General features: G+C 31.6%; 11 protein-coding genes. 8 read left to right on the top strand and 3 right to left on the bottom strand.

The annotated features are described in order from the left end of the window. Nucleotides 1-23 precede the first annotated feature (23 nt). Complete coding sequence (locus OEA66_RS18600) at nucleotides 24-461, bottom strand: DUF6526 family protein (RefSeq protein WP_267282809.1); 438 nt, start codon at nucleotides 459-461, stop codon at nucleotides 24-26. Between the two features lie 291 nt (nucleotides 462-752). Here OEA66_RS18600 and OEA66_RS18595 point away from each other — a divergent pair, with 291 nt between their 5' ends. Then, the gene (locus tag OEA66_RS18595) at nucleotides 753-2522 is read left to right on the top strand and encodes an aminopeptidase P family protein (RefSeq protein ID WP_267282808.1); all 1770 of its coding nucleotides are present in this window, start codon (nucleotides 753-755) and stop codon (nucleotides 2520-2522) included. A 298-nt stretch (nucleotides 2523-2820) separates the two neighbouring features. Here OEA66_RS18595 and OEA66_RS18590 read toward each other — a convergent pair whose 3' ends face one another. Both OEA66_RS18590 and OEA66_RS18585 read right to left on the bottom strand, forming a co-directional pair. Beyond that, nucleotides 2821-3840: a hypothetical protein gene (locus tag OEA66_RS18590; RefSeq protein ID WP_267282807.1), complete on the bottom strand. Its 1020-nt coding sequence runs from the start codon at nucleotides 3838-3840 to the stop codon at nucleotides 2821-2823. Between the two features lie 13 nt (nucleotides 3841-3853). Further along, complete coding sequence (locus OEA66_RS18585) at nucleotides 3854-4528, bottom strand: hypothetical protein (protein WP_267282806.1); 675 nt, start codon at nucleotides 4526-4528, stop codon at nucleotides 3854-3856. A gap of 278 nt (nucleotides 4529-4806) precedes the next feature. Between OEA66_RS18585 and mnmE the strand changes: the two genes are divergently transcribed. The 7 genes from mnmE (at nucleotide 4807) to OEA66_RS18550 (ending at nucleotide 12876) form a co-directional block, all read left to right on the top strand. Next, the gene (gene mnmE / locus OEA66_RS18580) at nucleotides 4807-6192 is read left to right on the top strand and encodes a tRNA uridine-5-carboxymethylaminomethyl(34) synthesis GTPase MnmE (protein WP_267282805.1); all 1386 of its coding nucleotides are present in this window, start codon (nucleotides 4807-4809) and stop codon (nucleotides 6190-6192) included. A 169-nt stretch (nucleotides 6193-6361) separates the two neighbouring features. Further along, nucleotides 6362-7501, top strand: coding sequence for a site-specific integrase (locus tag OEA66_RS18575; RefSeq protein ID WP_267282804.1), 1140 nt, complete (start codon nucleotides 6362-6364; stop codon nucleotides 7499-7501). A gap of 199 nt (nucleotides 7502-7700) precedes the next feature. Beyond that, complete coding sequence (locus OEA66_RS18570) at nucleotides 7701-7985, top strand: helix-turn-helix domain-containing protein (RefSeq protein WP_065720091.1); 285 nt, start codon at nucleotides 7701-7703, stop codon at nucleotides 7983-7985. 106 nt (nucleotides 7986-8091) lie between these two features. After that, the gene (locus tag OEA66_RS18565; protein ID WP_267282803.1) at nucleotides 8092-9252 is read left to right on the top strand and encodes a VapE domain-containing protein; all 1161 of its coding nucleotides are present in this window, start codon (nucleotides 8092-8094) and stop codon (nucleotides 9250-9252) included. 230 nt (nucleotides 9253-9482) lie between these two features. After that, nucleotides 9483-10364, top strand: coding sequence for a DUF8464 domain-containing protein (locus OEA66_RS18560; protein ID WP_267282802.1), 882 nt, complete (start codon nucleotides 9483-9485; stop codon nucleotides 10362-10364). Continuing rightward, nucleotides 10361-10999 (top strand): hypothetical protein, encoded by a 639-nt coding sequence (locus tag OEA66_RS18555; RefSeq protein WP_267282801.1) that lies wholly within the window; start codon nucleotides 10361-10363, stop codon nucleotides 10997-10999. The genes OEA66_RS18560 and OEA66_RS18555 overlap by 4 nt, the downstream gene beginning before the upstream one ends. Before the next feature lie 680 nt (nucleotides 11000-11679). Then, on the top strand, nucleotides 11680-12876 hold the full coding sequence (locus OEA66_RS18550; protein ID WP_267282800.1) for a hypothetical protein: 1197 nt from the start codon (nucleotides 11680-11682) through the stop codon (nucleotides 12874-12876).

Genomic DNA, 12876 nt, shown 5'->3' with positions numbered 1-12876 from the left:
ATTTTATTTTTAGGTTTATTATTTTAAATTCGATGAAGATCTTCTCTCCAGTTTTTGATGGATTTTTTGATTTGGTCTCCAGAAATGTTTTCATGTAAAGCTTTCTGTAAAAGTTCTTTAAATTCATCATCATAAGCAAAACGCAGTGCGGCAATTTGCCCGAAATTAAGTTTCTCTTCCACTTCATCTGATCTTTGGTTGAAAAGCTCGAAATATCTTTGTTTAAATTCTAATCGTACCAAACGATTTTGTAAACCAAGAGCGTAATGCTGACGAATCATAACCGCCAAATACAAGATTAAAAATATAATAACTGAAAACAGAATCCAAACAATTTGATGTTCCGAATCATTGAATATTTTATAAATTCCAAAAACTTCTAAACCCAGCAATAATGGTAGATAAACAAAATGATGTGGCGGATAATATTTCCTGTGATTATTATAGTTTTGCGTTCCCATGAAGGCCATACTGCAATAATCTTTCCAAAATTTTTTAATTTTCTGATTTATGGTATTTATTTGGGTTGGAAACTGGGTGTTTGATGCTGGAAGTAATTTCTGTCAGCAAATTTATGATGTATTTTTATGAGATTTTTTTTTTAAAATAAGTAATCTGAAAGTTACATCCCAATCAATCTTCCCTCATCCAGCTTCCAGCATCCAACCTCATCTCTCAAAAACTTTGTATATTTTTTAACTCTCAAAATCAGCTTTAATTTGTAACTTCACGTCTTTAAAATTATTAAAATAATGACTTCAAAGGAAAAAGTAGCTGCGCTTCGTGAAGAAATGCAGAAAAACAATGTTGATGCATTTATAGTATACTCCGCAGATCCTCACATGAGTGAATATTTACCTGAAGAATGGCAGGAAAGAGCCTGGCTTTCAGGTTTTCTTGGTTCTGCAGGTTTTGTGGTAATTACAAAAGATAAAGCTGGACTTTGGACGGACGGAAGATATTTTACACAAGCTCCGATTGAATTGGCTGGTTCAGGAATTGATCTTTTCAAAGACGGAATGGAAGGAACTCCCAACTATATCGACTGGATTATTTCTGAAATTCCTTCAAACGGAAAAGTTGCCGTAAATGCTTTGGCAACTTCACATTCAAACTGGGAACTTTTGTATCAAAAACTGAATGCAAAAAATTTAAACTTAGTTGATTCTCCTTTATTAAAAGAAGTTTGGAAAGAAAGAAGTACACCTTCAAAAAATCCTATTTATACACACCCAATTGAAAGAGCGGGGAAATCTGTTACCGATAAAATCTCTGCAATCCGTCAGAAGATGGAAGAGCAGGAAGTTGGCGTGCATGTGATTTCAAGTCTTGATGATGTTGCGTGGACATTAAATTTGAGAGGAAGTGACGTTGAAAGCAACCCTGTATTTTTAGGATATATTTTAATTACTAAAAATGATGCGATTCTTTTCACAGACCTTGAAAAAATGGAAGTTGAGGCCAGAAAACAAATGGATGCAGCGTGGGTGAAAATGATGCCGTATGAAGAATTTTACAATCATTTAAGAACCATTAAAAACGAGAACATTTTAGTTTCACCAAACAGCAATCAGTCAATTTTTGAAGCTTTAAAAATTAACAACACTTTTGTAAAAGCTGCCGTTCCGGGAAATCTGATGAAAGCTCAGAAAAACGAAACAGAGTTGGAAGGTTTCAGAAAAGTAATGGTAAGAGACGGTGTTGCAATGGTAAAATTTCTTTATTGGTTGACTCATAATGCCGGAAAAGAAGCCATGAACGAATACTCAATTGGTGAAAAACTAAGAAGCTTCCGTGCTGCAGGTGAAAATTTTGTGGGTGAAAGTTTTGGAAGCATCGTTGGTTTTAAAGAAAACGGTGCCATGATGCATTATTCGGCAAAAAGTGAAGGAAGCAAAGAGGTAACGAAAGATGCAAGTATTTTGGTTGATTCCGGCGGACAATATCTAGAAGGAACAACAGATATTACGAGAACTTTGGCTTTAGGGGCGGTGTCTCAAGAATTCAAAATCAATTCTACTTTGGTTTTACAGGGAATGATCCGTCTATCGATGGTAAAATTTCCGAAAGGAACGAGAGGTGTTCAATTGGATGCGATTGCAAGACTTCCATTATGGATGAATGCAAAAGACTATAATCACGGTACCGGACATGGTGTCGGAAGCTTTATGAACGTTCACGAAGGCCCGCAAAACATCAGAAAAGATATGAACCCGCAGGAACTTTTAGTAGGAATGGTTGTTTCAAATGAGCCAGGATATTATTTAGAAGGTGATTACGGAATCCGTCACGAAAATCTAATTGCCGTAAAAGAATCTGAAACTACAATTCACGGTACTTTTTACGAATTTGAAACCTTAACATTTTGTCCGTTCTTTAAAAATGATATTGTGAAAGAAATTCTTTCTCAGGACGAAATAAATTGGTTGAATTCTTATCATAAAACTTGTGAAGAAAAATTAGCTTCACATTTAGAAGGCGAGGTAAAAGAATGGTTTTTAGAATTGGTAAATCCAATTTAAAATAACAATTGTGCATTTTAATTTAAACCATTAAGACTCAGTTAAAAAGTCTAGATTATTAAGATTCGATTTGTAATCATTTTAAAGATAAAAATTGTCCTGCAATAAATTTTGCAGGACAATTTTTTATCTTGCAACCGTATTTTCACGGTTTTATTTTCAGGGTAAATCCTGAAAATAATCACACTCTTCTCCCCTACTTTTGTACTTACAAACCGACCACTTTATATATATAAGAAAGTTTATTTCTTTTGAAAATCATCTCAGCTTATGAGGTGATTTTTTAATTAAAGCTGAATTATTTACTCCGTTTTGTTCTTTTATAAATCAACCACATCAATATCCAATAAATCAAAAGTAATAATGGATAAGTTACTACATATAAAAATACATATCCGTGTTTAGTATTTTTCTTTCCTAAACTAAGATCGATGAGATCAAAAGACAGAAAATAAATAACATAAAAAAGTATCGGAACCAATACAATCCCTAGAACTAAAATGTATTTTTTAGAACTTCTTTTTATTAATTTTAAATGGATAAGAAACATTCCAACAAAAGTAATCAAAGCAATTCCGAAAGGATCTAAAAATAAGAGTATTTTGGAGATAAAAGAGGTGTTCTCAGAAACTGTGATTACAATATTTTCATGATTTTGAGGTGAAATTTTCCATTGATAAATCTTCCTTTCTTTTTTTCCGGAGCCGAGATTTGAATCTTTAAATTCAATTCCATCATCTAAAATCAGATTAACTTCAATCGGCCCAAAAGACTTCCAGAATTTTGATGGATAAAGGGAATATTCCAATTTATAATTCTTGATAAAACCGTAAGTGTTATATTCTAAATCTGCGTTGTATGTTACCTCAATGATATTTTCACCTTCTACTAAATCTGCAGAAAAATAAAGCAGATCATTCGGATTTACCGGTACTTTATCAGACTGATCATATTTAACAAAAAATCCTGATTCGTCTTTTTGGATAAATGAATATTTCTTTTTTTCGATATTTAAAAGCTCTGTATTTTTTGAAACACCATTAACTTTTACCTCTCTTTCATCATTAAGATTAATCGCTATGAATAATAAAGGAAGCTTTTGTTTTTGAGGTGAATAGATTCGATATTTTATAGAATATTTAGCAAAATAGATTTCATCAACGGGTTCTTTTACCAAACGAATATTGATAATTTCACTTTTCACTGAAGCATTTCCTACACCGTATAAGACAGAATGTTGAGAACCATCCATCCAAGGTTTTGCCATGTTTCCAAACATTAACAACGGAAAAAGAAGGAAAAAGAATAATTTTTTCATCGTCTTAAATGCTTTATTTTTTAATCAATTCAATGTACTTTTCTCCACAATCATCAAAAACCACGTAATAATTCATTGAGTTGCCATAATTCTGAATGATAATTTCATTTTTATACAATGTACCAGAAACGTTTTCAGGTATTGATAAATTTTTATCTATTGGTTCTCCCTCATTGTCGAGTCCGCCCAAATATTCGCTCCATTCAATATTTTTGAATGTAATATAATACCCGTCTTTTTTCTCATTTAATTCAATTTCAGCATTATCTGAAAATTCTCGGGTATTGGTTTTCAACTTATACTTCAACTGATTTTTTTGGTAATATAAAGTCAGATTCATTTTGCAGGTCGTTTCTTCTTTTTTAAATTCATAGTTTCCCTCAATATTGAATAACAGTGCTTTGATTTGTTCTGAATTATCTTTTGGAAGATTTTCATAAACCTTAGTAATTGTACTATCTGATTTTTTTATTGTATCAAAATTTTTCTGACCTTCTTCAACTTCTTCCCTCTTGGGCATCCTTCCACGATCAAAACCTGTTATAAAAATGACCGCTAAAGTGGTTATACATAACAGTAAAACCGAAATTACAATAAGTATTTTCTTTGCAACGTTAAGTTTGGGAATTTTCAAGATAAAGAATATTAAAATGATGATAACGATTAAAACTAATGCAACGATACCCATGTAAATCTATTTTATGAAATTTTGTTTTAAAGTTTTAAGTCAAAATACAATCCATAATCTGAATTGTGTTTGCCTTATTTAAATCTACAAAAAAGATAACAGTTTTTCATTATACAGAGAAATTTTGAATTACAGAGAACTTTTTAGCCCTGCTCCAAAAAAAGAAGTTTGAGGATGGAAGAGTTTGAGCGTTTGAGAATCTTAGAGGATTTGAATAACTGAATTTTGAACATAAAATTTTGGATGTTTTGCCATATAAATTTCCGTAATTTTGCAGCATGAATAACGATACCATTTGCGCGCTTGCAACCGCCAACGGAATAGGAGCTTTAGGAATTATCAGAGTTTCAGGAAATGAGGCATTATCTGTTGTACAGAAATGTTTTCCTTCAAAAAAACTTGAAAAACAGAAGTCTCACACCATTCATTACGGTTATTTTATGGATGAAGATGAGGCGATTGATGAAGTAATGCTTTCTATTTTTTTGGCGCCAAGAACTTTTACAACAGAAAATTCTGTGGAAATTACTTTTCACGGTTCGCCACATATCGGTAAACGTATTTTGGAAACTCTGATGAAAAACGGAGCGAGAATGGCAAAAGCAGGAGAATTTACGCTTCGTGCTTTTATCAATGGAAGAATTGACCTTTCTCAGGCTGAAGCGATTGCTGATGTGATTGCTTCCGAAAATGAAGCTTCAAGAAAAGTGGCAATTAACCAGCTTAAAGGCGGAATTACAAATGAAATTTCGTTTTTAAGAACCGATTTGCTGAATTTTGTATCATTAATTGAACTGGAACTTGATTTTGCAGAAGAAGACGTAGAATTTGTAGATCGTTCTGCTTTAAATCAACTTTTAGATAAAATTGAATTAAAATTAAATTCATTAATTGAAAGTTTCCAATACGGAAATGCCATCAAAAACGGAACTGCGGTTGCCATTATCGGAAAGCCAAATGCTGGAAAATCTACCCTTCTGAACGCTTTACTTAAAGAAGAAAGAGCTATTGTAAGCAGTATTGCAGGAACAACGAGAGATACCATTGAGGAAGTTCTGCATATTAAAGGGCATGCTTTTCGTCTGATCGACACCGCCGGATTGCGTGAAACAATCGATGAAATTGAGGCAATAGGAGTAAAAAAGGCCAAGGAAAAAGTAGAAAATGCTGATATTTTGGTCTATTTAGCTGATGTTGCAACAACGGATTTTACAGATGACATCGAAATGATAAAATCTTTATTGAGGGATGATTTAAAACTGATTATTTGCGCCACAAAAATTGACGAAGTAATCCCGAATCACTATGAAAATGTAGAACAAATTTTCATAGACGAAATTTCTCAAGAATTTGATTTTATAAAAATTTCAGCTGTTGAAAATCAGAACATTCAAGATTTGAAAAATGAATTATCTTCATATGTTGAACAGTTAAAAACTTCTGAAAACAACGTAATTATCACCAATCAACGTCATTTTGAAGCTTTACAAAAATCTTTAGATGCCGTTGATAAAGTGAAAGAAGCCATTAATTTTCAGATTTCAACAGAGCTCTTAGCTTACGAACTTAGAAATGCTTTGGAATATCTTGGAGAAATTTCAGGCGAAGTTACCAATGACGAGGTTTTGGGGAATATTTTCTCGAAATTCTGTATCGGGAAATAAATTAGCTTTTCTTCGATTTCTTTTTCTTTCTTTTAGTTGATTATCAGTCATTTATAAAAATTTTATTTTCTCTTTTTAGAGTTTATTTTTATATTTGTACACCTGTTGTACACCTTGAGCTGCAAAAACAAGCCCCAAGGTGTACAAATGTACACCTCAAATAGAATGTATGAATATCACTTTAAAACAGAAAAATTTAGCTGATGGAAGGATTAGTCTTTTCATTGAGTATTACAAAGGTTCTTCTACTAATGTACAAGGAAAAAGAATTCATCTGCGGGATTTTGAGTACCTGAAAATTTATTTACATCCTGAACCTAAAACACCTAAAGAAAAAAAAGAAAATAAAGAAGCTATGGCTCTTGCCGAAAGTATTTTGGCGATCAAAAAAGCTGAATATGTCCAAGGACGTTACGACTTAAAAGATACGGTGAAAAGTAAAAGAACTTTTTTGACATATTTTGAAGAGTTGACAGATGAAAAACGACTGCAAGATTCTTCTAATAATTATGGCAACTGGTATTCTACTTTACAACATTTAAAAAAGATCGTTTCAAAGAACATGACTTTCGATGAAATTGACGAGAGATTCGTCAAAAAAGTTCACCGATATTTTGAAAAAGATGCTCTAACTAAAAGTGAAATTCCACTTTCTCAAAATTCCAAATATTCATATTTCAACAAATTTAAAGCTGCACTTCGAAGTGCTTTTGATAACGGATATTTGACAGTAAATTATGCTTCAAAGGTAAAATCATTTGAACAGGCTGAAAGCCAGAGAGAATATCTGATTTTTGACAAGTTGCAACGTTTAGCCAAAGCAGAATGTAAGTATCCGGTATTAAAGAAAGCTTTTCTTTTTTCTTGCTTGTCCGGATTACGTTGGTCAGATATCAGTTCTTTAATTTGGAAAGAAGTTCGTGATGAAGGTGATATTTCAAGAGTTAATTTCCGACAAGAAAAAACTGATGGCGTAGAATATCTATATATATCAAAACAAGCCAGAGACTTGTTAGGAGAAAGACAAGATCCACTAGAGAAAGTTTTCAAAGGTTTGAGATATGGAATGACCTACAATACTGAAATAGTCCGTTGGTGCAATCGCGCTGCGGTTCCTAAACATATTACTTTTCATTCAGCTCGACATACGAATGCTGTCTTACTCTTGGAAAATGGTGCAGATATTTACACAGTTTCCAAAAGATTGGGACATCGAGAATTGAGAACGACACAGATCTATGCAAAAATTGTGGATAGTAAAATGAAAGAAGCCGCTGAGATTATCCCGGAACTAAATATAGAACTGTAAAAATATATTTTTAGGTAGAGTAATATTTTAGTTAGTAAAATTTTACTGAATCTATTTTAATCCAGATTATTCTTATTTAGACTTTACACATTCCAGATTAATCCATATCATTCTTATTTCGCCTTTAAGTGTTTGACTCTATTGTTTTTATGGTTTTCTATGATGACTTTTGCTTCATTAAATTTGTTAAACGAAAGCAATGGAAAATAACGAAATCATTCTGCACAAACTCAACCGAATTGAAAAACATATTTTCGGTTTAAAGGAAATTCTGAACGTCGAAGAACTTTCAGATTATACGGGATTCAAGAAATCCTACATATACAAATTAGTTCATTCGCACAGCATCCCTTTCTCTAAACCTAACGGGAAAGTTCTATTTTTTGAACGCAAAAAAATTGACGAATGGTTGTTAAAGAACAGCCATAAATCAAATGATGAAATTCAACAAGAAGCGATTGAATTTTCTTTACGAAAAAAATAAAGCCTAACTAAAGCAGTAGTTAGGCTTAAAATCTTTGTTTTACTTGGAAGTAAAGTACAAATATAATAATTATTTGTTTCTGTTTCCACAATACCCAGATGTTTTTATGGAAGAGAAAAATACTCTGTATCAAAATGGTACAGAAGGCAAAACCATTTTTGATCGCACTCTAAATTATCTCAATTCGAAGTATTCATTAAGATTCAATACCATATCTCTGGAGTTTGAAATCAAACTGATACAAGATAAAAAATGGACAGATCTAAATTTAAACTCATTGTATATAGAGCTCATTCAATCTGGAATTAATATACCGATTAATAAGTTGGAAATCTTGGTCAGAAGCCATTTGATAGAACAGTATAATCCTATTTCAGAATATATTGAAAGTTTGGAGGATTGGGATGGCGAAGATCATATCGCAAAATTATGCAGTTATGTGAAGACTAACGACGATAAAAAATTTTTGTATCACGTTGAGAAATGGTTTACCAGAGCGGTCTTTTGTGCTTTAGAAAAAGAGAAAATCAATAAGCATTGTTTGGTTTTGGCAAATACCATTCAGAATAGTGGGAAGTCAACATTCTTAAGATTTTTTATTCCTAGAAAACTAACGAATTACCTCTCGGAAGATATTGGTTTGGATAAAGATAGCAGAATCAAATTGTGCAAAAATTTGATTATCAATTTAGATGAACTTTCGGTTTTAGCAAAAGCTGACATCAATTCTTTGAAAGCGATGATCTCAAAAACGCACATTAACGAAAGATTGCCTTATGCAAGGAAAGCCGAATATCTGGAAAGAATTTGCAGTTTCGTAGGTTCTACCAACAAAACAGACTTTCTGACAGACGAATCCGGAAGTGTTCGTTGGATTATTTTTGAAGTAATCGAGAAAATCAACTTCAATTATTCATCTGAAATTGATATTGATAAGGTTTGGGCTCAAGCCTATTTCAACGCTTACAAACGAGAAAATTACAATCCTGAACTCACTTTAGCAGATATTTCCGAAAACGAAAAACGTAATGAGCGATTCACACAAATGACTTTAGAACAGGAAATGGTAAGTAAATTCTATGAAGCATCTGACAATCTGGAAGAATTTAAAACAGCCACAGAAGTGATGATTGATCTTAATTCTCACGGAATTCGCCTAAATCATTTGAAAATCGGAAGAGCTTTATCGTCTTTCAAATTTCCCAGAGTTAAACATCCGCAAAGACAGATCTATGGTTACCTCATTCGGTCAAAAATCACAAATTAATTTTAATACTATATAATAATTTACCTACTTACCTTAATCTTTTAAATATCAGAAAACCAATTTGTTATTAAGGTATGTCCTATTATTTAAAACTACCTGAAATTACCTTTAAAATAAAATTATGGTAAATAGGTATTTTAAGGTAAGGTGAAAAATTGAGATAATAAATTGATTATTAATACTATGGTAATTAGGTAAGTCTTTTAACAAAAATCATAGAAAATATACAAATGAACTGCAAGCAATTTAATACAATCCCGTTGGAAGACGTCCTCCTTTCTCTCGGACACCTTCCCACGAAACAAAATGAAAAAGAAGCTTGGTATCTCAACCCCTTTGCCAGCGAATCCCAAGCCTCTTTTAAAATCAATAAAAATTTAAACTATTGGTATTTACACTCCGAAGGAATCGGCGGAAACAATGTCGCTTTTATGAAAAAATATTTGAATGAATCAGTAAGTGAAGTTTTACTTTGGGCAGAAAATCAGAATTTCTCTTCTTTTCATCAGCAAAATATTTCCAGTAGTAAACTGGAAAATCTTTCAAAGAACTATGAGATAATTAATGTAAAAGAAATTCAGCATCCTGCACTTTTAGAATATTTAAAAGAAAGAAAAGTTGAAAAGCAAACCGAATTTTTACACGAAATTCATTATCGAATGAACGATAAGAACTATTTCGGGATTGGTTTTAAAAATGATTCTTGCGGTTACGAAATTCGCAATAAATACTCCAAAATTTGTTTAGGTAAAAAAGATATTTCAACAATTAAAAACAATTCAAATTCAGTTAGGATTTTCGAAGGTTTTTTCGATTTTCTTTCATTTAAAAATTTAGAAAATAAATTAGAAAAAGAACCTTCTGATTATCTCATTTTGAATTCCGTTTCGATGATTCATAATATTAAAAATTCACTCGGAAAATATGAGAAGGTGGAGCTTTATTTTGATAATGATGAAGCTGGAAATCGTGCTGTTGAAATCATTAATAATGAAATACAAAATTCAAAAGACTGTAGGGCTTTTTATTCAAAATTTAAAGATTTGAATGAATATCTTAATCAGCAAATCAATGAAATTGAAAACCAATATAAACCAAGATTTAAGCGATGAAAAATAATAAAACTTTTTACGCAAACTTATTTGAAAAAATTTTTGAATTAAATTCAAAAAATAAAATTGGTGCAAATACCATAGCTGTTTTTACTTTTATCCTCTACAAATGTGAAGATCTGCAAAAGGAAATTGAGTTATCAGACTATCAAATGGCAAGAGAACTTGGACTTTCCAGACAAACGATTATTACTGCGAAAAATAAACTCAAACTTTTAGGACTTTTAGATTACAATAGAAATCGTGGTTTTCCGAATCGTTTCATTCTAAAAGGAGATCAATTGCCCAAAGTAGCACCAAAGACTCTTGAAACTATGGAAGACCCGATTAAAGAATTAGATCAGTTTCTAGAGTCGACAATTGTCGGGGAGAATTTATCTTCCAAATATCCTAGCATAAAACAGTTTATGGATTTTGCAAGAACTTTAAAAGACTATTCAGAAAAATTAGATGATTTATTGATTCAAAAATTTCACAAATGGGAAGAAGCAGAGTGGAAAAATTCATTAGGAAGACCTATTTTGAATTGGCAGTCTACTCTCGAAAAAAATATGAATACACTTGATATTTCACACTTTAATGGAAGTTCTTCGCTATCTGATCTTCCAATTATTAAAAGACCGAAACTAGACTAAAATCATTTATGACCACTAGTCTAAATTAAGGTAGATTAAAATATAATTTCTAAATTATGAAAGCTATATAGCAAGATGTGTCTTTGTACGTACAAAATTTACATTTTATACTACCTAGACTCTCTTGCCTTTTCTGCGAAAAAGGTGAAAAAACTTCGGAACTCGTTTTTTTTGTTATGGAAATCATTTTGTTTTAAAAATAGAAAACTATGTATTTTGTGTAGATACATAGAAGAAATTGCTGGTGAAAAGAAAAAAAAAATGACGAAAATTAAATGACAGATATTGAATAAGAATACTAAGTTGATACAACTTAGTATCAAAAACAATTCAAATAGGACGTGCAATTTTTTAGGTGTAGGATGAAATTAAAATATCTTTTGATTGTAGATTTGTTGTTGGTGGAGATTGAAGCCCTGTCTTAGCAGTGGAGTATATTTTTATCAGCATCTGTTTTTTAAAAAAAAACAAAATATTCGTCAATCCAAAGAATATGTAAGAAAAAAAATGTAAGTATCTAGTAATCAAATAATCAAAATAAATTTTATATTAGCAGTAGAAATAGTTTTACGCAAACTATATAATTCAGATTGGCGCAATGCGTAAATAACTGGAAGCTATCTGCAAGCTTAACCGACACAACAACGACAAGATAAATTGAAAAACTAAATAACAATAAGATGAAAAAAAAACAATTACTATTGACATTGATAGCTATAATTGCTACACTTTCAGTAAATGGTCAAAATTACTTTGGCGGTTCTGACATTTTTAGAATAGGCTACACAGACTCAAGAACAATCAGTAATGCTACTGATGTAATAACATTGGGGCTTGTTAGTGTTGACCTCACAAAAACCGCAAGTCTATTTCGAGAAGACGCACAAGCCGGAGTTTTAGTTAGAGCAACTTTGAGCGGTTACGACAAACCAACAAGAACAAATCAATCTACAACTATTGAAAGACTTTATTTAGTTGATGTAACGAAATATCCAACAGGACAAGTTTCCCTTCCAATCGAAGGAACATTATTCGATAATTTTCCACTAACATTTGATAAGAACGTTTATACAAAAGTAGAACTAGAAATTATATTGCTTAAAAAGAGAAAAGACACTGACTTTGGCTTTGTCCTTAAAAATGTAGCAAAGCTTACACAAAATTTACCTTTCCCTACAAATCCATTTGACCCAATTGTCAAAAGTTTAGCAGGGTCAATAAACGATATGCTTAGCCCTGAGAATGATGCGGAAAATAACATCAGGGAAAGGATACCAACAGGAAAAATTAGTTTAAATTTTTTACCAAGTTCACCTTTCGCTACAAAGACAGGAATTTTTGCCGTAATTTTCGGAACAGAACCTCCATTACAATCAGGATATGTTGATATAAAAAAGCCGAACGATTATATTTTTTCAATTTTAACGGAGCCAAAAAGAGCAATAGTTGTTGCGCCAAAAAACAATCCAACGCAAACAAGTGAATTACGCAATGACAATTTAATGTTTTTCATTGAAGCCTTTTCAAGTAATGTTGACAAACAACAAACCGTTACTACAAGTTTTTCAAAAGGCAATTCTACACTTACACTAACATCTACTGAAATACAAAACAAAGTTTTGAGTGAAGACTGGTCATCTAAAACAAGTTCAACATTTAATGCAACATTTCAAACAGCTTTAAAAGAATACAATAAACCTGGAAATGGCATACCTTTTATTAAGACAACTGATTTAACAAAAGAACAAATAAGTATTAATTCAAATGAATTATTAATAATAGACTATATTCAAGCATTGGAGCAAAGAAAACAACTTGGTATAGATGATAGAAAAATCACTCTTCCAAAACCAAGTATTAATTTATTGAAAGAATAG

It is taken from the genome of Chryseobacterium luquanense, from assembly GCF_026460945.1.
In the GTDB taxonomy this organism is placed as follows: domain Bacteria; phylum Bacteroidota; class Bacteroidia; order Flavobacteriales; family Weeksellaceae; genus Chryseobacterium; species Chryseobacterium luquanense.
Note: the sequence above shows the minus strand (reverse complement) of the source record. Positions and strands in the feature narration are given on the sequence as shown.